At 32.4% G+C, this 25748-nt stretch carries 23 protein-coding genes and 1 riboswitch; of the genes, 10 read left to right on the top strand and 13 right to left on the bottom strand.

The window, feature by feature from the left end:
* Window positions 1-407 precede the first annotated feature (407 nt).
* The 3 genes from JX000_RS11415 (at window position 408) to JX000_RS11405 (ending at window position 2135) form a co-directional block, all read left to right on the top strand.
* Window positions 408-1037: a LysE family translocator gene (locus JX000_RS11415; RefSeq protein WP_002451495.1), complete on the top strand. Its 630-nt coding sequence runs from the start codon at window positions 408-410 to the stop codon at window positions 1035-1037.
* A 20-nt stretch (window positions 1038-1057) separates the two neighbouring features.
* Window positions 1058-1636 carry a histidine phosphatase family protein gene (locus JX000_RS11410; protein WP_124228233.1) on the top strand — a complete coding sequence of 193 codons (579 nt, stop codon included), beginning with the start codon at window positions 1058-1060 and terminating at the stop codon, window positions 1634-1636.
* A gap of 283 nt (window positions 1637-1919) precedes the next feature.
* Window positions 1920-2135: a hypothetical protein gene (locus JX000_RS11405; RefSeq protein WP_185291342.1), complete on the top strand. Its 216-nt coding sequence runs from the start codon at window positions 1920-1922 to the stop codon at window positions 2133-2135.
* 116 nt (window positions 2136-2251) lie between these two features.
* Here the strand turns inward: JX000_RS11405 and JX000_RS11400 are convergent, their stop codons facing one another.
* From JX000_RS11400 to JX000_RS12195, 8 genes are all read right to left on the bottom strand, one after another.
* On the bottom strand, window positions 2252-2878 hold the full coding sequence (locus JX000_RS11400; protein WP_206140716.1) for an NDxxF motif lipoprotein: 627 nt from the start codon (window positions 2876-2878) through the stop codon (window positions 2252-2254).
* Between the two features lie 139 nt (window positions 2879-3017).
* A complete protein-coding gene (locus tag JX000_RS11395; protein WP_206140715.1) occupies window positions 3018-4667 on the bottom strand; it encodes a hypothetical protein in 1650 nt (549 codons plus the stop codon).
* Between the two features lie 207 nt (window positions 4668-4874).
* Entirely contained in the window at window positions 4875-6398 is a 1524-nt protein-coding gene (gene ahpF / locus JX000_RS11390) for an alkyl hydroperoxide reductase subunit F (protein ID WP_206140714.1), read from the bottom strand.
* Window positions 6399-6415: 17 nt separating this feature from the next.
* Complete coding sequence (ahpC, locus tag JX000_RS11385; protein WP_124228237.1) at window positions 6416-6985, bottom strand: alkyl hydroperoxide reductase subunit C; 570 nt, start codon at window positions 6983-6985, stop codon at window positions 6416-6418.
* Window positions 6986-7484: 499 nt separating this feature from the next.
* Window positions 7485-8186 (bottom strand): ABC transporter permease, encoded by a 702-nt coding sequence (locus tag JX000_RS11380; protein WP_049425230.1) that lies wholly within the window; start codon window positions 8184-8186, stop codon window positions 7485-7487.
* Window positions 8173-9036, bottom strand: a complete 864-nt coding sequence (locus JX000_RS11375; RefSeq protein ID WP_145506145.1) for an ABC transporter ATP-binding protein — start codon at window positions 9034-9036, stop codon at window positions 8173-8175. Before JX000_RS11375 ends, JX000_RS11380 begins: the two co-directional genes overlap by 14 nt.
* A gap of 98 nt (window positions 9037-9134) precedes the next feature.
* Window positions 9135-9572, bottom strand: coding sequence for a LytTR family DNA-binding domain-containing protein (locus JX000_RS12200; protein WP_241004984.1), 438 nt, complete (start codon window positions 9570-9572; stop codon window positions 9135-9137).
* Window positions 9573-9767: 195 nt separating this feature from the next.
* Window positions 9768-10040, bottom strand: coding sequence for a hypothetical protein (locus JX000_RS12195; protein WP_241004983.1), 273 nt, complete (start codon window positions 10038-10040; stop codon window positions 9768-9770).
* Between the two features lie 221 nt (window positions 10041-10261).
* On the opposite strand from JX000_RS12195, the gene JX000_RS11365 reads away from it, so the two are divergent.
* Window positions 10262-11017, top strand: coding sequence for an NADPH-dependent oxidoreductase (locus JX000_RS11365; RefSeq protein ID WP_049425227.1), 756 nt, complete (start codon window positions 10262-10264; stop codon window positions 11015-11017).
* Between the two features lie 149 nt (window positions 11018-11166).
* On the opposite strand, the gene JX000_RS11360 is transcribed toward JX000_RS11365, so the two are convergent.
* From JX000_RS11360 to JX000_RS11340, 5 genes are all read right to left on the bottom strand, one after another.
* Window positions 11167-12555: an L-cystine transporter gene (locus JX000_RS11360; protein WP_002451484.1), complete on the bottom strand. Its 1389-nt coding sequence runs from the start codon at window positions 12553-12555 to the stop codon at window positions 11167-11169.
* Window positions 12556-12821: 266 nt separating this feature from the next.
* Entirely contained in the window at window positions 12822-15335 is a 2514-nt protein-coding gene (locus tag JX000_RS11355; RefSeq protein ID WP_206140713.1) for a glycosyltransferase, read from the bottom strand.
* A 175-nt stretch (window positions 15336-15510) separates the two neighbouring features.
* Complete coding sequence (locus tag JX000_RS11350) at window positions 15511-16380, bottom strand: hypothetical protein (RefSeq protein WP_002451482.1); 870 nt, start codon at window positions 16378-16380, stop codon at window positions 15511-15513.
* A gap of 116 nt (window positions 16381-16496) precedes the next feature.
* Window positions 16497-17165, bottom strand: a complete 669-nt coding sequence (locus tag JX000_RS11345) for a hypothetical protein (protein WP_002451481.1) — start codon at window positions 17163-17165, stop codon at window positions 16497-16499.
* 172 nt (window positions 17166-17337) lie between these two features.
* Window positions 17338-17745: a general stress protein gene (locus JX000_RS11340; protein WP_124228240.1), complete on the bottom strand. Its 408-nt coding sequence runs from the start codon at window positions 17743-17745 to the stop codon at window positions 17338-17340.
* A 213-nt stretch (window positions 17746-17958) separates the two neighbouring features.
* A riboswitch (purine riboswitch) is annotated at window positions 17959-18061 on the top strand.
* A gap of 267 nt (window positions 18062-18328) precedes the next feature.
* On the opposite strand from JX000_RS11340, the gene xpt reads away from it, so the two are divergent.
* From xpt to JX000_RS11310, 6 genes are all read left to right on the top strand, one after another.
* A complete protein-coding gene (xpt, locus tag JX000_RS11335) occupies window positions 18329-18907 on the top strand; it encodes a xanthine phosphoribosyltransferase (protein ID WP_002451479.1) in 579 nt (192 codons plus the stop codon).
* Complete coding sequence (gene pbuX / locus JX000_RS11330) at window positions 18907-20175, top strand: xanthine permease PbuX (RefSeq protein WP_107533229.1); 1269 nt, start codon at window positions 18907-18909, stop codon at window positions 20173-20175. Before xpt ends, pbuX begins: the two co-directional genes overlap by 1 nt.
* Before the next feature lie 36 nt (window positions 20176-20211).
* Window positions 20212-21678 (top strand): IMP dehydrogenase, encoded by a 1467-nt coding sequence (gene guaB, locus JX000_RS11325; RefSeq protein WP_002451477.1) that lies wholly within the window; start codon window positions 20212-20214, stop codon window positions 21676-21678.
* Window positions 21679-21705: 27 nt separating this feature from the next.
* Window positions 21706-23247, top strand: coding sequence for a glutamine-hydrolyzing GMP synthase (gene guaA, locus JX000_RS11320; protein WP_002466433.1), 1542 nt, complete (start codon window positions 21706-21708; stop codon window positions 23245-23247).
* Window positions 23248-23377: 130 nt separating this feature from the next.
* Window positions 23378-24241 (top strand): patatin-like phospholipase family protein, encoded by an 864-nt coding sequence (locus JX000_RS11315; RefSeq protein WP_124228241.1) that lies wholly within the window; start codon window positions 23378-23380, stop codon window positions 24239-24241.
* A 205-nt stretch (window positions 24242-24446) separates the two neighbouring features.
* Window positions 24447-25646, top strand: a complete 1200-nt coding sequence (locus tag JX000_RS11310; protein WP_206140712.1) for a GTP-binding protein — start codon at window positions 24447-24449, stop codon at window positions 25644-25646.
* Window positions 25647-25748: the final 102 nt, after the last annotated feature.

Below are 25748 nucleotides of genomic sequence, written 5' to 3'. Positions count from 1 at the left end.
ATACCTCCTCATTGGTTACGTACCCTAATCGATTGATCATAATTGAAGAGTTATATTGAGTAAAGTGATTATAAAAATATATATCATTTAAATTTAGACAAAAAAAGAGGATGACGCTGGGTAACGCCATCCAGGAGTATTATGTTCATGAATATAAAAGACTTTGTAGTTACTTATTAACTACATGTATATAATATCATGAATTATATTATATTACCAATTAAAACAACTTAATTCTAAAATAAATTTTTCGTTGTGTACATTTAATTATAAATATGCAATCATATCATTCATTTTTTAATTTTATTTATCATATATGCATGAATAGTTAGTCAATTCTTAATATTTTTCGAAGTGTTGTATGTTTATGCATGGATTGATACGATAGCTTTATGGAGGGATTCATTTTGGAAGGTATATTAACATTTATATTGATTTCACTCTTAATCATCATTGTACCTGGACCTGATTTTCTAATTGTAATGAAAAATACGGTCCATTCAGGAAAAAGAAACGGTATGATGTCCGCATTAGGTATTACCACGGGTCATATTGTTTACGCTAGTTTAGCTATTTTTGGAATTATATACATATTAACAAGTTTATATTATGTCTTTGTTTTGATTAAAGTACTTGGTGCATGTTATTTAATCTATTTAGGCGTACGCTCTATCTTATCAGCACGTCAATCGATGTCATTTAATGATAAAAAACAAGACTTAAATCAAGTGTCATATCTATCATCATATAGACAAGGTTTCTTAAGTACGATATTAAATCCTAAAGCATTACTTTATTACATGAGTATATTACCTCAATTCTTATCACAAGGAAATATACATATGACCTCTCAAGTTGCAGTTTTAGCATTATCGGTAGTGCTTGTAACATGTTGTTGGTTCCTATTCTGCGTCTTTATATTTCAATATATTAAATTACTGTTCAGTAATCCTAAAATTAAAGCTATTTTTGATTATGCGGTAGGAATTATTTTAATTGGATTATCAATTAATTTATTATTAAGTAAAACAAGTTAATATGAGCGAGGAGATTCAAAATGAAAATATATTTAGTAAGACATGGTGAATCTAAATCCAATTATGATAATAAGTATGGGGAACCATATTTTTGTGGTCAACTTAATGTGCCATTAACGCAACAAGGTACAGAGAGCGCACAAACATTAGTGAATTATTTTACGAATAAAAATATTGATCATGTATATGTTTCAAGCTTATTGAGAACACAACAAACGTATGAAGCAATATTTCCTTATAATATACCGACAACATTTACTGATTTATTAAAAGAAAGATCACTAGGTGTCTTTGAAGGGAAATATAAAAAAGAAGTGTCACAGGATGAAACCTTTTATAAATATTTTAATGATGATAACTTCAAAGATTTCCGTCATAGCTTTACTCAAAAAGCACCAGAAGGAGAAAGTTATCAAGACGTATTTGATAGAGTAGCAACTTTTTTCAATTCTATTGTTGATCATAATGCAGATCCAATTGTCATAGTTGCCCATCAGGTTGTCATTAGATGTATCTTTGTGTATTTAGAACAAATAACGAAAGATGAAGCGTTAACTGCTAAAATTGAGAACTGTAAACCTTATCTTATTGAAATGTAAAAAAGAGTGAAATGCCCCTAAATGAAAGGTGCATTTCACTTTTTTAAATTTAAGACGTCCAGTAGTCTAAATAGATACATTTTAATTTGTTGACCTTTTCTTTTGTTTCGATGAGTCCACTATGAGCGTTACAAAAACACTTATTATAATTAAAATTGAAGATATAGTAGCGGTAACGCCAATCCAATAGTTTTCCATAAAGAATGCGATAAGTGCCAATAATGCCCATACAGGAACCGCAATAATTTGAAGAATACTTGAAATAATTCTGGTTGTCATATAGTTGAAAAAACATAATATGAGTGCAGGTAATGCTATTGCTACCATAGTACCTATTGCAGACCAAAGTTCTACAGGCTTATCCAAACTGATTGTATTAGACCCAGTTGGATATTTAGCACACATTAAAATAGTTAACACTGTTGATAAAATCGCGAGCACTAAAAAAGATACACGTAACTTCATCTTGTCACTCTCCAAAATTTTTTTAAATGAGTAAATAAAAAGTTTAACTATCTATAGTGTGACTTAGACGTCGGGTGATGTCAATTTGGCTTAAGATATAAATAAAAGCTTCTAATCCGCAAATTTTATAACGGTTAGAAGCTTTTTAGTTTATTTATCAAATACATCAGTTTTGATATTTTTCTTGTCTAAGAAAGATTTGATTTTATCTTGTTGCTTTTTGTTTACATCGCCTGCATAGTTGGTTGGTACGTCTACGACATTGATTGAATTTTGTGGTTGATAATTCAATTGCTCAATGTCTTCATCAACGTTAGCGATTGTACTATTAAGTGCTTTAAAATATTTGATAATACGATTAGTTGGATCTTTATATTCACTTGGAATCTTATTATTATTCACAAACTTTTTAAAGTGTAAGTCGTTTTTTACTGCAAGATTAGACAATTCACTTAATTGTTTGGATTGCTTTTTAGTAATCTTAGTGCTGCTATCACTCTGTCTGTCTAATTTATGTTGCATCACGTACTTATTATCTAAAATATCATTGTTAACTTGTAGATATTTTTTTAACGCTTTATTCATTTCATCTTCACTGATAGTGGCATTGTTTTTATTAGATGTGAAAATATCTTTTTCCTTTAATTGCTTAGCATTTTTAGGTGCATGGGCACTACTATGTGAATCATGATCATTATCATCTTCACTTTTATTTGCACAAGCTGATAAGATAAGTGCAAAAGATAAAATTAACGTGAGTAGAACTCTTTTTTTCATCAGGTTTGGAACTCCTTTTATTCATACAATATTCATTATTTTAAATTCTTACATATTATAGCGTATCACTTATCAAAAATGATTTGAATGTTTAAGCACTTAGTTATTTATGAACTATGAACATTTTGTGTATAAATAATTAAAGTGATTTTGTTTCATTAACAGTATAACCGCGCAAACTCCATAAACGTAGATGTGTCCAACCTTTTTCAATTTGCTTAGATAATTTTTTATCTGGTATCGGTAAAAGTTTATTTTGTTTAATTAAGTTATTCATCATCTCGACTGCATGAGCTTCATCTGGTGCTATTCTTAGGTGGAATAAGATATATCTTACGGTTTTTTCTTTTTTAACATCGTCATCTTCTTTTATGTTATTTCTAAGAAACTTGATGAATTGTTTCAACTTGGTATTACGTGTGTAAAATTCATTATTTGCATATATTAATAGTTCATCGAGATGGCTAGGTTCATAAAATCCTTTTAGTGGATCGTCTATCTCATCACTATTTGCGAGCATAGGAATTACTGGGTGTAATAACATATCATTTTGGACGATGACTAATTGATTGATATTCATAGCTTCTATTTCATCTATAATATCCTTTTCTGTCATATCTCTGTTGTATAAGTGTTTCATTAAATGAACAACACGTTCTAATGATGCATAGCCATATAAATTCGTTATCGCAAAATAGATATTGAAGGGTGTTATATACTGTTGCATGTTCTTATCATTTTTAAATTGAATTAATTGTTCTTCGGCTAAATTTTGGCGGATTTCGGGATCCATGTATAATTCAAGTTCAGGTACTTCACTTTCTTGATCTTTAATGTCTTCGTTAACAGTACTACTAGAGACATTGTCATCATTGATCGCAGTATCTTTACTATATAAACGTAGAGTCTCGAGTACTTGATTATCCTCAGAAGCGATATGTTGCTCTTGTTGACTAAGGAAAGTCTCAATACCACCCTTATTATTAATGTAATTTTGAATAAAATCTAAAGCGTCATAGGGAATAGATATGATATTATGGCGCTCATTATAATTAAATATAAATAAGTGATCTAAAACGTCTGACACAGTATGTAAATTTGTCTGTTCAGCGACTGTAGCTGCTAAATCAATGTTGTTGTTGTAATTGGTATGGCCTTTAATGATTTGATGTAACATGAACAAAGATGACGGTTTAAAATGATTAAAGACATTTTCTAATAAAGTAACATCTTTGAAAAAGGTATCATGAATTAAATTGACGGCGTCTGATTTTTTAATTTTTGACGGACTTTTAATTTGGTAAAATTTCAAAATGTCTTGTAAGCTTTTCGATTTCAAAGTTGATAAATAATCTTTCAAAGATGTATGTTGAATGGCATTGAAAAGTTCTTTATCTAATTGATCTAACTGTTGAATAAGTAGCTGTCCATCTTCGTCTTGGACTTTATTTTGGTAATGATTAGCGAAAACATATGTATTGATTTGGTTTAAATAGTGAGTATCTACCATAAATGTATTTGTTGAAGTTTTAAAAATAAAACCTAAGCGTTCTGATAAATTACATTTATGTTTAATATCTTCATTGATTAAGACTGGATTATCGTAGCTGTCTAGCATGGATTTAATACAGTCTTGTTCGGTTTTATCCATTTGGTTATAAATGAAGTTAATGTGATGTGATTTAAAAGCAATATGTAATGTCTCAAGTGGTGAAAGTTTTCTAGGGATGTCTAAAAAAGATTGAATTTCATAGATTTTTGCTTTGGTAATATGATTTAAGGTATTCATAATAGCTCCTTTAAAATTTATGATATGAGATGGATTTAGACTAGAAAACAGTGTCTTGATATTGTAAAAACCCAACGATGTTAAAGATTAAAACTTTTCATTAATTCCATCATAACATGTTTAAAGAATTAAATAATAAAAAAACAGAATTCCATAGGGGAATTCTGTTTTGAAGATATATATTAATGAAATGCTGAATCCATTTAATTAGTTTCTAATAATATAATCGAAAGCATTCAATGCGGCATTAGCACCAGCACCCATTGAGATGATGATTTGTTTGTTTTTCTGATCAGTTACATCACCAGCAGCGAAGATACCTGGAACATTAGTGCTATTATTGCGATCAATAACAACTTCGCCACGTCCGTTAAGTTCAACTGCATCAGAAATCCATGATGTGTTAGGTACTAAACCGATTTGTACAAAGATACCGTCTAAATTAACGACTTGTTCTTCACCAGTGTTCATATCCTCGTATTTAATACCAGTGACATGATCTTCACCGATGACTTCAGTAGTTCTGGCTTTAGTTTTAATGTCGACATTTGATAATGAACGTAAACGATCTTGTAGAACACTGTCTGCTTTCAACTCATCTGAGTATTCAAATACAGTAACATGTTTAACAATTCCTGCTAAATCGATTGCAGCTTCAACACCTGAGTTACCGCCACCGATGACTGCAACATCTTTATTTTCGAATAAAGGACCGTCACAGTGTGGGCAGAAAGCAACACCTTTGTTGATTAAACGATCTTCGCCAGGAATATTAAGTTTACGCCAACTTGCACCTGTTGAAATGATGGCTGTTTTAGTTTCCAATACAGCGTCATTTTCTAAAGTAACGCGAATAGCGCTATCTGTTTTTTCAATATTTGTTGCACGAATACCAGTCATTGTATCGATATCATATTGAGCGATATGATCTGCTAAATTAGAAGAAAACTCAGTACCTGTCGTTTCTTTAACAGTGATGAAGTTTTCAATTCCAGCAGTATCATTAACTTGACCACCGATACGGTCTGCAACAATACCAGTACGTAACCCTTTACGTGCAGTGTAAATCGCAGCACTACCACTTGCAGGGCCACCACCGATAACTAATACATCGTAAGGGTCTTTGCCTTCAAATTCCGATGCATCTGCAGTGCTTCCTAATTGGTTAAGAATATCTTGAATTGTCATACGACCATTACCAAATTCTTCTCCATCTAGGAAAACAGCTGGTACAGCCATGATGTTTTCAGATTCTTCACGGAAGACAGCACCGTCAATCATTGTATGTGTAATGTTAGGGTTAATTACACTCATTAAGTTCAATGCTTGAACGACATCTGGACATTTTTGACAAGTTAAACTTACGTAAGTTTCGAAATTGAAAGAACCTTCTAATCCTTTAATTTGATCAATCACAGATTGTTGTTCCTTAGGTGCACGTCCACTAACTTGTAAAATAGCTAATACAAGAGAGTTGAACTCATGTCCTAATGGAATGCCTGCGAAAGTAATACCTGTTTCTTCGCCAGGGCGATTAACTGAGAAACTAGGTGTACGTTTTAAAGATTTTTCAGTAACTGAAATGTGCGCAGACATTTCAGCTACTTCATCTAATAACTCTTTTAATTCTTTTGATTTATCGTCAGAGCCAAGGCTAGCGACGAATTCAACGTCGCCTTCCATAAGCTCAAGTAATTGTTTTAATTGTTGTTTTAAATCAGCATTAAACATTTTCTAATAATGCCTCCTTAAATTTTACCTACTAAGTCTAATCCTGGTTGTAAAGTTTCAGAACCTTCTTCCCATTTTGCAGGGCAAACTTCACCTGGATGTTGACGTACATATTGAGCAGCTTTGATTTTGTGAACTAATGTGCTTGCGTCACGGCCGATACCGTCAGCATTGATTTCAGCTGCTTGAACAACGCCATCAGGGTCGATAATGAAAGTACCACGTTGAGCTAAACCAAGTTCTTCATCTAATACGTCGAAGTTACGAGTAATAGTTTGAGAAGGGTCACCAATCATATTGTATTGGATTTTGCTAATAGCATCTGAATGATCATGCCAAGCTTTGTGTACGAAATGAGTATCAGTTGAAACTGAGAATACATTTACGCCTAATTCTTGTAATTTATCATATTGGTTTTGTAAATCTTCTAATTCAGTTGGACAAACGAATGAGAAGTCAGCTGGGTAGAAGCAAACTACACTCCAAGAACCTTTTAAATCTTCTTGAGATACTTCATTGAATTCATCTTTCTTTGGATCATAAGCTTGTGCTGTGAATGGTAAGATTTCTTTATTAATTAAAGACATAGGTAAATTCCTCCTGATAATTTGAAATGTTTTATTAGAATTAGATAACAATCATTGTTTGTTTATAATAATTCTAATCTCTTACTAATTATTATTACATTTAGGATTTAAATAGTCAACTTCATCAACTTATATATTTAATGACTCGTTGAGAAATTGATGATATAAGTATTATAAGCCTATTAATGAAATTGATAGTTTAAGTGAAATGAATGATATTAATGAAATGATTCACTGTTATTACACTTAAAATAGTCATTAACATTCTCAACTAAACACTTGTTATTGATAATATAGTGTAATTTTATTACATTACACTATACTCTGATAGTAACATGTTGTTTCAAAACTTTCATAAAAGAAGGTTTGTTATAGTGTTAACATTATTAGACTTTAATTAAATGATGATATTAAAACACGTCCAGGCTAACTAATGAAACTATTAGGTAGCCTGGACGTGTTTTTGAAGATAGAACAAATTAAATTTGGAAGGTCTAAATTACTGTAATTTTGAACGTTTTCTATATGTCATGATTGTTAAAATTACAATACTTATTACCCAAATGGATAAATAAATTAAGTTATTAGCTTCGTCTTCTAATAATAAAGTGAATACTAAATTAGATGGGACAAAAGATAAAATTTTATCGATGATTTCATTTGTATCTAAGAACATTTTCATTTGTGCCATACCAAATAGGAATATAATAATGAAATTATAAAATTGAGATTTTCCTATAGTGTTTGATAGTAAGCCAGCTAAAATGCCTAGACATGTATAGAATATAAGTAACAATAATAGTGAAACAAAACCACTCCAATTAATTGAAAAACTTTGTCCCAATAATAAGAGACTAATTACGGAAATGATTACAGATAATATTATACCTAAAAGTGCTTTTGATAATAGGATTTCTAACATTGTAGTTGGTGTTTGGATTAATCCTATCAATGTCTTTTTATCATTTTCTTCTGCGATACTTTGTAAAGTAATTGCTGTATTGCACATTATAAATGAAAAATTAATAATTAATACTATGAAGAATATTTTTTGTTCTTTATTAGTCTCCATTTCATTAAGCATAAAATGATATAAAAGTGTAAGGCCAATGACGAGTAAAGGCATTAAATAAACAGAAGGGTTTCGCCATGTTTCTTTTAATTCTTTTTCGAAAAGGGCAGTTAATCTATTCATTTTCATTATCATTTAACTCCTCTCCGGTTACTTTTAAGAACACTTCACCAAGCGTAGGTAGGTCTGTAGATAGATATTTAATTTCATCTTTTAGCATCAAATCATGTATATAGTCTGCTGTTTGTTTGTTAATCTTCATTGTTTTCATTATGTCTTTATGATTAATTACTGTTAGAGAGTGATTTGAAAATGAATATCTTAAATTTTGAGGTGTATCAATTAATTTCACTTTACCATGGTTTATAAATGCGACTCTATCACATAATTTATTAGCTTCTTCCATATCATGAGTTGTAAGGAAGACAGTTGTGCCTTTTTCATTTAAGGCTTTCAATCCTCTGTGGATGTGGTTTCTAGTTGTTGGGTCTAGTGATGAGGTTGGTTCATCTAGAAATAGAATGTCGGGTGAATGGATTAATGATTTTGCTAGAAGAACTCTTTGCTTCATTCCAGCTGATAGATTTTTACATACTTTCTTTTTAGCATACTTTAAATTAACTAGTTCTAAAGTTTCTTCTACTTTTGATAAAGGAACGTCATATAATTGGGCAACAAGTTTCAAATTGTCATATATAGTTAATCTTTCGTATGTATTACTTATGTCGGTTAGTATACCAATTGTCGCCATGAATTTACTAGAACCTATATTAGTATTATTAAATCCATTGACTGTTAGACTTCCCTTTGACGGACGTGAGGCTCCAATAAGCATACTTATCGTAGTAGTTTTGCCTGCACCACTCGGTCCTAAAAAACCAAATATTTCTCCTTTTTTCACTTCAATGCACATATCATCAATTACGACTTCGCTATTAAATTTTTTAGTTACGTCACTCATTTCTATGATATTTTCCATAGTCATCCTCCTTTGTAATCTAATTTAAGAATAGGAGGAACAGCTAGTTACATCATTAAAAATAGGATGAAATGTAAACTGGATGAGTTGAAATGTATCTATTTAATTCTAAAATGTTCTTCGATTTCGTTTATTTTATTTCTTGAGATAGGAATTAAAGAATCTTTCGAATAATTTAGTCTTATAGAATATGAATTTTTGGACCAAGAAATAATTTCTTTAACTTTTTGAAGATTGATGATATAAGAACGATGACATCTGTAGAATCCGTATGGAAGTATTAAGGCTTCCATGGATTGTAAAGTAGCATCATGTTCGTAAGTTTCATTATTTACATGAATCTGAACTTTTCCATCTCTACTTTCGATATAATCAATATCGCTAGGATCTAGAAACATTGTTTTGTCATTTAATTTAAGAGTTAACCTAGGGATTTGCTTTACTTCGAGATTTTTTGTACTATCTTCTTTTGATTCTGTTGAAATTTCAACAGGTTTAAGGACATCTTTTGAAATTCTGAAAGAGTTATTAGTCATGAGTAGGGCTTCTTCTGTATGGTTAGTAAGACAGATAATATTTTTTGTGTGCTTTTGATTGTTTAATAACGTAATGATGATATCTTTTGTTTCTAGATCGGTACTTTGAATAGGTTCTTTGAGTAAAATGTTTTTGGAAGGGTGTAGTAGAGCTCCAGTTATTTTAAGGAGTTTGCTTTCTGAAATAGTTAAGTTTTATACAAATTTATTGTCAAATTTAGATAAATAAAAAGTATAAAGAATATCATCAATAGTTGTATCAATACTGTACCACTTGATCCAAAATTTTATTATTTCTTTTACTTTCATTCTTTCTGGAAAAACATTATCTAATAAGAAGCAATAAATTAAGTCATTAGAATGATTTGCCTCAACTATCTCTTTTTGAATTTCTTCTTCTGCGATAATTGAAATTAAAGAAGTTTTTATATCTTGCTTCTTTCGAGCATTTTTATTTAAGTAAATCATCATTAATACCCCTTACCAGTCTTATTTATCTATAGTATAACTAAAAAACGCTATTTTTATAACTTTAAACTTTTACCTTATTAATAAAAAAATATGTTTTGAAGATTAAGATACAATAGTCGCTATAAATCCAATTAATTTAATTTCCAGTCGAAAAGGGTATACAATATTTAAAGATTATAAACGAAAATATTATTTTTTCGAGAGTAGGAGTGGAAATAGTGTCAGATTATGTATATGAATTAATGAAAAAACATCACTCGGTGCGCCGTTTTAAATCAACACCTTTAAGTGAAGATACAGTTGAAAAATTAGTGGAAGCAGGTCAAAGTGCTTCTACATCTAGTTATTTACAAACTTATTCAATCATTGGTATTGATGACCCTGAAATTAAAGAGGATTTAAAGGAAGTATCAGGTCAACCATATGTTGTTGAGAATGGTTACTTATTTGTTTTTGTTCTAGATTATTATCGTCATAATTTAATTAATGAGAATGTGGAATCAAATATGGAAGTTTCTTTTGAATCGGCTGAAGGTCTGTTAGTGGGATCGATTGATGTAGCTCTTGTTGCTGAAAATATGGCTGTTGCAGCTGAGGATATGGGTTACGGAATTGTTTACTTAGGATCATTACGTAATGATGTTGGTCGTGTACGCGAGATTTTAGACTTACCTGAGTATACTTTCCCATTATTTGGTATGGCTATTGGTGAACCAGCAGAAAATGAAAATGGTTCTGCAAAACCTCGTTTGCCATTAGAACATGTTTTCCATAGAAACCAATATAATTCAGATAAAGAAAAACAAATCAATGAATTAAAAACGTATGATCAAACGGTAAGTGATTATTATAAAGCGCGTACCAATGGAGAAAGAACTGAAACTTGGTCAGAACAAATTGAATCATTCCTAGGAAATAAAACAAGATTAGACATGCTAAATCAACTTAATGATGCAGGATTAATCAAACGGTAATAGCATTATATAATCAAAAGTGATGTTATGAGTTTAGGGATAATTGTAGATAACAGATTAGTGTAGCGCTAATTGTAGGTTTAATAAATTAATATGAGAAAGGGAGGGGACAATTTATAAGTTGTCTCCTCCCTTTTATTTTAAAATATTTAATCTGTTGTCAGTTCACCATATTCATTAGATTCGAATGCTTTTTTGTCCCAATTTTTAGTGAGTTTGGCAGTTCCTGTGCCTGCTAACATAGAATCATTAACATTAAGAGCAGTACGACCCATGTCAATAAGAGGTTCAATAGAAATTAAGACGCCGGCTAATGCAACCGGTAAATTTAGTGTTGATAAGACTAATATAGATGCGAATGTAGCACCGCCACCTACACCAGCAACACCAAAGGAACTGATAATAACCACGGCTACTAATGTCACGATAAATTGTAAATCGATATTTACATGTGCAACCGGTGCAACCATGATCGCAAGCATCGCAGGATAGATACCTGCACAACCATTTTGTCCAATAGATAAACCGAATGTTGCGGAAAAGTTAGCGATACCTTCAGGTACACCAAGACGTGTTGTTTGTGTTTGAATATTTAACGGTAAAGAACCAGCACTTGAACGTGATGTAAAGGCAAAGGCCAATACTTCAAATGTTTTCTTCATATATTTGACTGGGTTGATACCAAGGATAGTTAAAATTACGAGGTGAATGATATACATCGTAATTAATGCTGCATAAGACGCTATCATAAATTTACCTAAAGTCCAGATAGCGGCGAAGTCACTGGTAGCAATCGTTGAAGCCATTATAGCTAAGATACCATAAGGTGTTAATCGTAATACGAAGGTTACAATAGCCATGACAAGAGAATAAATCGCTTCAATACCTCGTTTAAGTGTGTCGCCATGTTCAGGTTCTTTACGTGCAACACGTAAGTATGCAAAGCCCACAAATGAAGCGAAGATAACGACCGCAATCGTAGATGTTGTTCTTTCACCTGTAAAGTCTAAGAACGGATTGCTAGGTAATAGTTCTAAGATTTGTTGTGGTAATGTATGTGCGGTTAAGTTTTTAGCCTCTTTAGTGATTTCACTACCGCGTGAATGTTCAGCGCTACCTAAATCAATGGAAGATGCATCTAAACCGAAGAGTAATGCATATCCAATACCAACCAAGGCAGCTATAGCTACAGTCCCAATTAAAAACATGAAGATATAACTACCGATTTTAGCAAATTTGTCCCCAATTTGTATTTTACTGAATGCAGAAACGATAGAAATAAAAATTAACGGCATGACAATCATTTGTAATAGTGCGACATATCCATCGCCTACAATACTAAACCAATCACTTGTCGTTTTGATTACTTTTGAGTCGACTCCATAGATTAAATGCATTGCGATGCCTAAAATGATCCCTATAGCTAAGGCAGTAAATACACGTTTAGGAAATGAAATGTGTTTTTTGGCCATGACATTTAGCATAATAATGAAGGCAATAAGCACGATAACATTAATCACAGTTAAAAATGAGTCCAATGAATAACACTCCTTTTTAATTATTATGTTCTAAATTTATGTATTAAGAATATTACTCATATTTTTATAATTCAAGGTTATAAACTTAAAAGGTATATTTTTTATAATTAAAAATGTGTAAAGTATTAAATTGTTTGATCAAATAATACTTATTTGTGGAATGTCAGAAAGAAAATATAAAAAATAGGTGTTACACTCCAGATAAAAGAATTGGAATGTAACACCTATATAAAATGGATTAATAGGATGGTCAGTAACGATTTAAGTTAATCTAATAAACTATAAAACTCATCCATGACTGCTTTATTATAAGATTCGACATCAAATGTACTATAGCTAGGTTGTGTTCCTTTAATGAATGTTTCAATACCATTGGCTATATATTGAACCTCATTTTTAACTAGCATGCCGTATTTTCCATCTTCTAAAACGTATCGATTTGCAATAATGTCAGACGCTAATACTGGTGTCCCAGCAGATAAAGCTTCCAATATAACCATTGATTGTCCTTCATAATGTGAAGTTAAAGCAAATAAATTAGCACGTTTTAATAAATAAAACGGATTGCGTTGATGGCCTAATAAAAACACATTATGTTCTAGATTTAAATGATTAATCATGTTTACCAATGTTTCTTTTAAAGGTCCATCACCTAGAATATAAAGTCTGATGTGAGGATGTTTTGTCTTTAATTCATGAATTGCTTGAATGAGTAAATCAATACCTTTTTCCGGTGACAATCGACCTATAAAGACAATATTAAAATGACTATGATCAAATGGCGTATTAAATAAGTTACCATCTGAATAAGACACGATAACTTGTTTACCATCTTTATTATAGATTTCACTATCATCATTCATTAGACGTTTGATTTTTGAGTAATTGATTGTATTTCTACAAACATTAAATTTATTTTTGGGGACCGTAGATGAAAATTTTTGTTGATTCACTTTCATTGTTGCTTCAGATACGCTAATTAGTTTGTCAAAACGTTTATAAATACTGGACAATGTTTTTAAATTTTGATAGTGAGGTCGTTTTCCATTAACCGTTCTCTTTTGATCATCTTGCATGTCACTATGCATATAAATATATTTTTTCTTCGCATTGGTAGCTAATACTAAATTTCCCCAGAAAAATGCATATCCACTATAGTCGATAGCGTAATCAAATTGAATATCTCCGAATACTTTTCTCATTTCACGACGATAGAGGTGCTTTGGATGAATAGCTTCTTCAAAGTGATGATATACACCGCGTTGTCTAATAAATTCTACGCGATATAATTCTTTAAAAGAAGTAAGGAAAGGACTACTTCTAAATAGCACTCTAACATTAGCATTTATTTGATTGAGATTATTTTTGAATTCAATACTTTTGTTATTAGTCACCATTAATGTGACGTCGTATTTTTCATAATCAATATTTTCAAGTAAGTTCAACATTGAAGTAGTAATACCGTTGTTCTTTAAACCACCAGGATAAAATAGTAATTTCGTCTTTTGCTTTTCACTATCTGCATGTGGATGGATTGGTTTGAATGAAGTATTAAAGATTGCTTTAATTAATCTTTGACAAGCATTACCGTCATCATATGAACAGAATTGAGATTTAAATTGTTGATAATTTTTATCGTATTGCTTATAGGTTTCGTTTTGAATGCCTTGAACGACATCATTAATGTTTGTATAAACTGGACCAGGAAGTCGCTCATTATCAATATACAATCCACGAGTACGAGTGGATTCATCATGATTAGTTGTGTAAAAAATAATAGGTTTATCAGTGACTAAAAAGTCGAAGAAAATACTTGAGTAATCTGTAATCATTAAATCTACGACTGTTAATAATTGATTAGTATCAAAGGTATTAGGTACAAGATACGGTTTTAAATTGTCTGATTGAGCTATTTTCTTATATACAAAAGGATGTACTTTTAATAACACTTGATAACCTGTTATAGATTCTAATGATTTAACTTCATTATAGATATTGTCTTCTTCTATGATAGGTTTATTTACATCCGTGCCTTGCCAAGTAGGGCAATATAATATTATTTTTTTCTGATTTAAATGTACAAATGTGCTTAATCTTTTTCTAATATCTACTTCTGTTGAATTGATTGTTAAATCAAGACGTGGATAACCTATTTCTAAAAATTTACCTTGATAAATAGGTGATAACTTGAAAGCACGGTTTAAAATAGTTGTTGTGTGCTTGTTTGGCGATATGATGTAATCAGAAATTAAAAAATTACGCATTGTATTTTGCGTTTTGATAAGGGAATGAGGAATATCTAATCCCATATGTTTTAAAGGTGTGCCGTGCCACGTGTTGATATAGACTTGGTTTTCTTTTTTCGTAAAATACGCTGGAAATGTAGCATTATTTATAAGGTATTTACAAGTGGTCAATGCTTTTAGATACGATTTTGATTCTTTAATGACAAATGATACATGGGATAAATGTTGAAATTGTTTACGATAATGTTGAGCCGTACTTTCAGAATCTACAACCCATGTATGATGTAGGTGTTGATATGCCTTATGACGCGTTAAATATAAAAAAATGGCGTAAGGACTATCGGTCATGCTTTTGCCATCGGTTACTTGGTAAAGTATATGTGAAGGATTAACTTTATTTTTTTCATAATAATGTGCATATGTCATCACTTTTTTGAAGTAAGGAGATTTATTAAACGTTTTAATTGGTTTAGTTAAAAAGGAGGTTTTTCTTTTAAACTGATTTTTGATTAATGATTGTGTCGCTTTTCTCATAGTGTGTCAGTCCTTTGTTGTGATATAGCGTAAAACATTTATATATATTTGGTATTATATATTATAACATCATTATAAGAATTGAAGTAAGATATTGATATAAAAAAAGGCGAAGCACCAGTTGAGACTTAAAGTGATACACTTTTGTCTTAACCGATACCTCACCTTATATTTACTATAAGTTAAATAATCTTGCGAAAAAGCCTTTTTTCTCTTCCTTAGGTTCTGGATGGCCTAGAGGAGATGATTGTGACTCAGTATGATTATTTGTATTTGTAACTTGAGACTCTGAAGTAGTGTGTGATTTTGTTTCTGATAGTGATGTTGATTGTTCAGATGTACTTAGTGAGGTGCTCTCACTTTTAGTCGCTTCGTCAACATTACTCAAACTATTTGAATGATGAGATGTTGAAGTAGAAGTAGATGCTACTGAATTACTTTCACTTGATGAAGGTGAAGTAGATTGTTTAGGTTGGTGACTTTGGCTTGACTGATGACTTGCACTTGATTCAGAAGCGATAGCTTGTTGTTCATCTAACTTTTTAGTATGAGACTGCTGTGTTGACTGGATTGCATCTTGAGTTGTTTGAATCGCTTTTAATGATTCAGTATTCGCATCAATCTTAGATGTGATTTGATTTTGTAACTCTTTAAGTTCCTGTTGTTGATGGTGCACTTGACTAATCATTTGGCCTAACATTTGACGTTCTTCACGCATTTTTTGAATTTCACTACGTAAGTCTTCAACAAGTTGTGAAATATTCTGATCAGTAGGTAATTGACTATTATCTTCTTTTACTAATACTTGCAGGAAGTCTTTTTCCTTTTCAAGTTCTTCAAATGCTAAATCATAGCTATTCGTTTGTTTTACTTTATCTGCGATATCTTTAAATAATTCGATATCTTCTTCTTTAAAATCAGTAGCTTCACGTCCACGGTACTCTGTCTTACTAAGTTGATAGCCACGTTCTTCTAAATGTTGGACGATTTTACGGACTTGTTTTTCACTTAGCTCGACGCGTTGTGCGAATTCTTTAGTTAACATTAATAAAGTCCTTTCATATATGGTTTATGTATACTGACGTTTGTCTTCGGTTAGTGAAACGTCAGTCTTACCTCATATGATAGTTTACCGTTAATCATGGTTGATTTCAAGTCATGTTACAGTGGACTTCTTAAATTCATTTGTTCTAGTAGAGGGTATATAATCTCTCTTGAAATGCCATTAGCAAAGACATATTTCAAAATATAATTAGACTTCACACTTGTACCATAAATATCTTTAGATAAGACAATGTTGGCTTTGATAAATAAGTCGATGTCTTTAGGGTTATCGTCGGTTGTATAATTGGGATGGATATAATCAATTTCACTTTGTTTTTCAAATTGATGTTCATAGAGAAACTGTCGACGACGCTCAAGCACTTTGTTTGTTTCTTCATCAGTTGTTAAGGGTTCTTTAGGCACTTCCATCATTATAAAGTTAATGTTTCTATCATGAATTTCATTAGCGTAGACATTGAGTTGTTCCTCGATTTTATCTAGGGTCATAGACATGACTTCGTCATGATTATCTTTATTTTTGGTGATAAGATATATAAGGAAAGCGGAATTAGTAGTCGCTTCATAATGTGCTGTTGCCATGCTAATCACTTCATTGTTCTCAATACCAACGATAAAGGCATAATCCTTTTCGGTTTTATTGTTTTCTAATGATTGTTTGAAAATATGGCTGTCTTCGGTAAGACTAATATCTAACTTTGAGTCATAAATTTGTAATGCTTCTTTGAAAAATGGATCTTTAACAGACGTTATTGCTTTAAATTCCATCACGGCACCCCCAAAAATATATTTTTTAAATTATAGCATAAGTTTATTTCTATAAATGGATAAATTAATATAGTGACGTTTATGATAGTAAAGTAAAACACCACAACTTAAACGGCTTAGCGTACAAGTTATGGTGTTCTTTTTATATCCATTTCATTTTTACGAGATTGTTTTAAGCTTTTGGGCCTTTAGATTCAGCAGCATAATGTGTAATATCAAGTTCTTCATAGGCTGCATTATTTTCTTCTACTTCATTATGAAAACTACGGTCGCGTCTTGCAACAACTAAAATTTTGTTGTCTAGAATATCTTGCTTATGATTTTCAATTTCTTCATCAGTTAAATCGTATCTAGTAAGAACAGCTTGTTCGCCATCTTCACCGATAAGTAATCTAGACATACGGTCACTAAATGATCCGCTAGTAGCGATTAAACTAACTTGAGAGTCATGTAAATCATCTAAATGTAATTTTGAACGACTGATAACCGCAAGTTCACTTTCTAAATAGCCTTCAGATTTCTTTTGGTTAATTACGTTGTATAATTCAGATTTGTCTTTTACTACTGTAATTTCTGCCATGATTATCGCCCCTTATATTTTCTCTACTTTCAAAATCTATACCCTTACCATTTAATTATAAAACTTTTGTTTATATAAATATATAATTTTACTGCTTTATCTACCTAATTTAATTTTAAATTATATGTCAAACGCTTTCAGTATAAAATACTGTTAATTCAACGATGATCGTATTTAATAGTTATTGAAAAAGTAGCTAAAATTTGCTATCATCATAAAATAATTTATATGACTCATATAATCTGAAGAATATGGCTTTAGAAGTTTCTACCATGTCGCCTTGAACGACATGACTATGGGTAACAATTCAATACTTAGGAGCAGTTTAAATCGTTCAAACAACACGAAGGACTAGTGTAATGTGTCATCGATATAAGTTTCTTTAAATGACTTACAAAGGAACCACTGTATCTAAATGTATACATTTTTAATTATCGATTAATTTGGCGTATCTACTTCTTTATTTGCAATTATACGCAATGTATTGCACGTTCCCTCATAGATCCTGAAACTTATTAAAAGTTTGGGGATTTTTTTGTATCAACAAGTCTATGGATTACATAATATTGAGGAGGTTTTCTGGGTGGAGTCGTTAGGACGTAAAGTAAAAGAAGATGGTGTAGTCATCGATGAAAAGATATTAAAGGTAGATGGATTTTTAAATCATCAAATTGATGCAAAGTTAATGAATGAAGTAGGGCAAACATTCTTTGATCAATTCAAGAATGAAGGTATTACAAAGATATTAACTATTGAAGCATCTGGTATTGCTCCAGCAATAATGGCAGCATTCCATTTTGATGTACCTTGCTTATTTGCTAAAAAGGCTAAGCCAAGTACTTTAAAGGATGGATTCTACCAAACAGATATTCATTCCTTTACTAAAAATAAAACAAGCACAGTCATTGTTTCTGAAGAATTTCTTGGGGAAGACGATACTGTCTTAATTATTGATGATTTCTTAGCAAATGGCGATGCTTCTCTTGGTTTGAACGATATTGTTCAACAAGCTAACGCTAAAACAGCAGGTGTTGGTATCGTTGTTGAGAAAAGCTTCCAAAATGGTAGACAAAGACTCGAAGCAGAAGGTCTAAACGTATCATCTTTATGTAAAGTAGCATCATTAAAAGGTAATAAAGTGACGTTATTGGGTGAAAATTAATGAAAAATTTCATTCTTAGTATTCAACATTTATTAGCGATGTATGCCGGAGCGATTTTAGTTCCTATTATCGTAGGAACAAGTTTGAAATTCACACCAGAAGAGATTGCATATTTAGTAACAGTTGATATTTTTATGTGTGGTATAGCGACATTCTTACAAGTGAACAAAGTTACAGGTACCGGATTACCAATTGTATTGGGGTGTACATTTACAGCGGTAGCACCCATGATTTTAATTGGACAGACAAAAGGACTTGGCGTATTATATGGTTCATTATTTTTATCAGGTATTTTAGTAATTATCATCGCACCATTCTTCTCTCATTTAGTTAAGTTCTTTCCACCAGTCGTGACAGGAAGTGTTGTGACGATTATTGGTATCAATTTAATGCCAGTGGCAATGAATTATTTAGCTGGTGGAGAAGGTGCTAAAAACTATGGTGATCCAAAGAATTTAGTATTAGGTGGGGTGACACTCATTGTGATACTGATTTTACAACGGTTTACGACAGGATTTTTAAAATCAATCGCAATTTTAATTGGATTAATTATTGGGACAGTGTTAGCAGCAATATTTGGTCTTGTAGATATTAAGCAAGTAGGTGAAGCGCACTGGGTAGGCATTCCTGTGCCGTTCCGTTTTTCAGGCTTTGGTTTTGATGTAGGCGCAACTTTAGTGTTCTTTATTGTCGCTATAGTGAGTTTGATCGAATCTACTGGTGTCTATCACGCATTAAGTGAGATTACTGGGAAGAGATTAGAGCGAAAAGATTTTCGAAAAGGTTACACTGCGGAAGGTCTTGCGATTGTGATTGGGTCATTATTTAATGCTTTCCCTTATACAGCATATTCACAGAATGTTGGTTTAGTATCTTTATCAGGTGCTAAGAAAAATAAAGTGATTTATGGCATGGTGATTTTATTACTGATATGCGGCTGTATTCCTAAACTAGGTGCCTTAGCTAATATCATTCCATTACCAGTTTTAGGTGGTGCGATGATAGCGATGTTTGGTATGGTAATGGCATACGGTGTTAGTATTTTAGGTAATATTAACTTTGCTAACCAAAATAACTTATTAATTATAGCAGTGTCTGTAGGTTTAGGTACTGGTATTAGTGCCGTACCTCAAGCGTTTAAAGGTTTAGGGGAACAATTTGCATGGTTAACTCAAAATGGTATCGTGTTAGGCGCTATCTCTGCAATTATCTTAAATTTCTTTTTTAATGGTATAAACTATAAACAAAGTGAAGAAAATGTGAAATAATAGAACAAACTATATAATATTGGAGGCTGTTTTTAAATGTGGGAAAATAAGTTTGCTAAAGAGTCATTAACATTCGATGATGTATTATTAATTCCAGCTCAATCAGACGTGTTACCAAGTGATGTTGATTTGAGTGTTCGCTTGTCAGATAAAATTAAATTAAACATCCCGGTTATTTCTGCGGGTATGGATACAGTTACAGAATCTAAAATGGCTATTGCGATGGCAAGACAAGGTGGACTAGGCGTTATCCATAAAAACATGGGTATCGAAGAACAAGCTGACGAAGTACAAAAGGTAAAACGCTCAGAGAATGGTGTTATTAGTAATCCGTTTTATTTAACACCTGATGAAAGCGTATATGAAGCAGAAGCTTTAATGGGTAAATATCGTATTTCAGGTGTGCCAATCGTAAATAATTTAGATGACAGAGAGTTAGTAGGTATTTTAACTAATCGTGACTTACGTTTTATTGAAGATTTTTCAATTAAAATCTCAGATGTTATGACAAAAGAAGATTTAATCACAGCTCCAGTAGGTACGACTTTAGACGAAGCAGAAGCAATTTTACAAGAACATAAAATTGAAAAGCTACCTCTAGTAAAAAATGGTCGTTTAGAAGGATTAATTACTATTAAAGATATTGAAAAAGTGCTTGAATTCCCATATGCGGCTAAAGATGCTAATGGTCGATTACTAGCAGCGGCAGCAATCGGTATTTCTAAAGATACTGACATTAGAGCAGAAAAATTAGTTGAAGCAGGTGTGGATGCACTTGTTATCGATACAGCACATGGTCACTCAAAAGGTGTTATTGAACAAGTTAAACATATTAAAAATAAATTCCCTGAAATTACATTAGTAGCAGGTAATGTTGCGACTGCAGAAGCGACAAAAGATTTATTTGAAGCGGGTGCAGATGTTGTTAAAGTTGGTATCGGTCCAGGTTCAATTTGTACAACACGTGTTGTTGCAGGTGTAGGTGTACCACAAATCACAGCTGTTTACGATTGTGCAACTGAGGCACGTAAACATGGTAAAGCAATTATTGCTGATGGCGGTATTAAGTTCTCAGGTGATATTATTAAAGCGTTAGCAGCTGGTGGACATGCTGTTATGTTAGGTAGTCTATTAGCAGGTACTGAAGAAAGCCCAGGCGCAACTGAAGTATTCCAAGGTAGACAATACAAAGTATACCGTGGCATGGGTTCATTAGGTGCAATGGAAAGAGGTTCAAACGACCGTTACTTCCAAGAAGACAAAACACCTAAGAAATTTGTACCCGAAGGTATTGAAGGACGTACAGCTTACAAAGGGCCTTTACAAGATACAATTTATCAACTTATGGGCGGTGTAAGATCAGGTATGGGTTACACTGGTTCTAAAGATTTAGAAACGTTACGAGAAGAAGCACAATTTACACGTATGGGACCTGCTGGTTTAGCAGAAAGTCACCCACATAATGTTCAAATTACTAAAGAATCACCAAACTATTCATTCTAACTATAGATTTAAAGGAGAACGACAATTATGGAAATGGCGAAAGAGCAAGAGTTGATTCTTGTCCTAGACTTTGGTAGCCAATACAATCAATTAATCACAAGACGTATACGTGAAATGGGTGTATATAGCGAATTGCACGACCATGAAATTTCTATAGAAGAAATTAAACGTATGAATCCTAAAGGTATTATATTATCTGGGGGTCCTAATTCAGTTTATGAAGAAGGTTCATTCACTATTGATCCAGAAATTTATAATTTAGGTATCCCTGTATTAGGTATTTGTTATGGAATGCAACTAACGACTAAATTATTAGGCGGAAAAGTGGAACGTGCTAATGAGCGTGAGTATGGTAAAGCAATTATTAATGCAAAATCTGACGAGTTATTCTTCGGTTTACCATCAGAACAAACTGTATGGATGAGCCACTCAGATAAAGTCATTGAAATTCCAGAAGGCTTTGAAGTGATTGCAGATAGTCCAAGTACAAACTATGCTGCTATTGAAGATAAATCACGTCGTATCTACGGCGTACAATTCCATCCAGAAGTACGTCATACGGAATACGGTAATGATCTTTTAAGAAACTTTGTTCGCCGTGTTTGTAATTGTACAGGCGAATGGACAATGGAAAACTTTATCGAAATTGAAATCGAAAAAATTCGTGAACGTGTAGGAGACCGTAAAGTATTATGTGCGATGAGTGGTGGCGTTGACTCATCTGTAGTAGCGGTACTATTACACAAAGCAATAGGTGATCAATTGACTTGTATCTTTGTTGACCATGGATTACTTCGTAAAGGTGAAGGCGACATGGTTATGGAACAATTCGGTGAAGGGTTCAACATGAATATTATTCGTGTAAATGCACAAGATCGTTTCATGAAAAAATTAGCTGGTGTATCAGATCCAGAACAGAAACGTAAAATTATTGGTAATGAATTCGTTTATGTATTTGATGACGAAGCATCTAAGTTAAAGGGTGTGGACTTCTTAGCCCAAGGTACGCTTTATACAGATGTGATTGAATCAGGTACAAAAACAGCTCAAACAATTAAATCTCACCACAATGTAGGTGGTTTACCAGAAGATATGGAATTTGAACTTATCGAACCGATTAATACGTTATTTAAAGATGAAGTACGTGCATTAGGTATCGAATTAGGTATTCCTGAGCATTTAGTATGGAGACAACCATTCCCAGGCCCTGGTTTAGGTATCCGAGTGCTTGGTGAAATTACGGAAGATAAATTAGAAATCGTAAGAGAATCAGATGCAATTTTAAGAGAAGTAGTGCGAGAAGAAGGTCTTGAAAGAGACATCTGGCAATATTTCACTGTATTACCAGGCATTCAATCTGTAGGTGTTATGGGAGACTACCGTACATATGATCACACTGTCGGTATCCGTGCTGTAACATCAATTGATGGTATGACAAGTGACTTTGCGCGTATCGATTGGGAAGTCTTACAGAAGATTTCAAGCCGAATCGTTAATGAAGTGGATCATGTTAACCGCGTTGTCTATGATATTACCTCTAAGCCACCTAGTACAATAGAATGGGAATAAGATACTATGATATAGTCCTCAACCGTATAGGTTAGAGGACTTTTTTATACTACAATGCTTAAAAATTTACCTACATATAATTACCAGTTACAATTGTAAGCGAATATAAAAGATAAAGAGGTTAATTCATATGAATTCAAAAGTAGCATTAGCATTAAGTGGTGGCGGTCATTATGGTATCGCATTTCACATTGGATATTTAAAAGGTTTATTTGACAAAGGACTCGATTTAAGAACTGTGGATTATATCATTGGTACATCTGCAGGGTCTCAAGTAAGTACAACGATATCGTCGATGATTGATTGGGATACAATTTGGCAGGAACAAATTATTGAAAAGGTTAATGAAACAACACCTATTTCTGATAAAGAAATGGGAGAATTATTCCATGCTTTTGATCAATTAGCGAAAGAAAGTAAATCAACTAAGGCTTGGGTTGATGGTATGGGTGAAATCTCTAAAAATACTCAGCCACATGTATCATTAGAAGCACGTCGTGATATGATTAGACATCGTTTAGGTAGTGTGCCATTAGAATGGAATGACAAACTAAATATTGTCGCAACAGAATTAGAGACATCTGAACGTAAAGTATTTAATGCACAATCTGGTGTAGCATTAATAGATGCACTAGCAGCGAGTTCTGCGTTACAAGGCGTATGGCAACCGATTCCAATTAGTGGATACCACTATTATGATGGTGGGTCTTATTCAATGGAAAATCCGGATGTCGTTGATGATGTAGATAAAGTGATTGTGTTAACTACTAACTTACCAATTGAAACACCATATGCGCTTGATCAACTCGTAGAACAAATGAAAGCTGATGGGAAAGATATTTATGTTGTAAAACCTAGTGACGAAGTGGTGTCAATTTTACAAGCTTATCAATATAATACTGTGAATGCTGATATGAGAGAAGAAATAGCACAAGCAGCCATTAAACAAGGTGCTGCAGATTATGAACAATTAAAGTCTTTTTTAAACACATAGATGAATTGATATAATATATTATTCTTTGTATTGAAAGGCATAGTCTTAAACATCCTAGATGCTTAAGACTATGCCTTTTATATTTGTAAAAATAATATGATGAATAGTCCTATTAAGATAAAAATCGTTATTGATAAATCGTAATTAATCCGATAAAATGTAAAACGTAATAATTACTATTTGCAAATAAGAGAGGGCGTATATTATGGCTAAAATTCCAGTAACTGTATTAAGTGGATATTTAGGTTCTGGTAAGACGACATTATTAAATCATATTTTACAAAACAGAGAAGGACGACGTATCGCAGTTATTGTAAATGATATGAGTGAAGTTAATATTGATAAAGACTTAGTGGCAGAAGGCGGGGGCTTGTCACGTACGGATGAAAAATTAGTAGAGCTATCTAATGGATGCATTTGTTGTACATTAAGAGATGACTTACTCAAAGAAGTTGAACGTATTGTGAAAAAAGATGGCATCGATCAAATTGTTATAGAATCTACAGGTATTTCTGAACCTGTACCAGTGGCTCAGACATTTTCATATATAGATGAAGAATTAGGTATTGATTTAACAGCGATTTGTAGGTTAGATACGATGGTTACAGTTGTCGACGCAAATCGATTTATCAATGATATTAATTCAGAAGATTTATTAATGGATCGTGATCAAAGTGTAAGTGATGAAGATGAAAGAACGATTGCTGATTTACTGATTGACCAAGTAGAATTTTGTGATGTAATGATTATTAATAAAACAGATTTAGTTTCCGAAAAAGAATTGGGACGTTTAGAACAAATCTTAACTACATTACAACCGGATGCTAAGATCATTAAAACAGTTAATTCAGAAGTCGATTTAAAAGAAGTATTGAATACACAGCGTTTTGATTTTGAAAAGGCGAGTGAGTCTGCAGGGTGGATTAAAGAATTAACAGAAGGTGGACATGCTGAACATACACCAGAAACAGAAGAGTATGGGATTTCTTCATTTGTGTATCGCCGTCGACTTCCATTTCATGCTGAAAGATTTAATGCATGGTTAGAACAAATGCCAGATAATATTGTAAGGGCCAAAGGTATTGTTTGGTTAGCGCAATATAATCATGTCGCTTGCCTGTTATCACAAGCAGGATCATCATGTTCGATTCATCCAGTGACGTATTGGGTAGCAAGTATGTCAAAGGCTCAACAGGAGAGTATTCTGGAAGAACGTCCTGATGTTGCTGAAGAATGGGATATAGAATATGGAGATAGACATACACAATTTGTGATTATTGGGACAGATTTAGAGAAAGAAGAGATTATTAAATCACTAGATCAGTGTTTATTAGATAGTCGTGAAATCGATGCGGATTGGTCACAATTTTCAGACCCATATCATTGGACTATCACACAACAATAATTACAATGGATGAATCAAAAAGTTTCACGTGAAAAAAACATATAAAAATAAAGGTACGCAATGATACTACTTTAAATGATAATTGTAGTGATTTGCGTACCT

Origin of the sequence: Staphylococcus sp. SB1-57 (assembly GCF_017086425.1) — a bacterium.
Taxonomy (GTDB): Bacteria; Bacillota; Bacilli; order Staphylococcales; family Staphylococcaceae; genus Staphylococcus; species Staphylococcus warneri_A.
The sequence above is the reverse complement of the archived record's forward strand: the minus strand, read 5'-3'. Positions and strand labels throughout refer to the sequence as shown.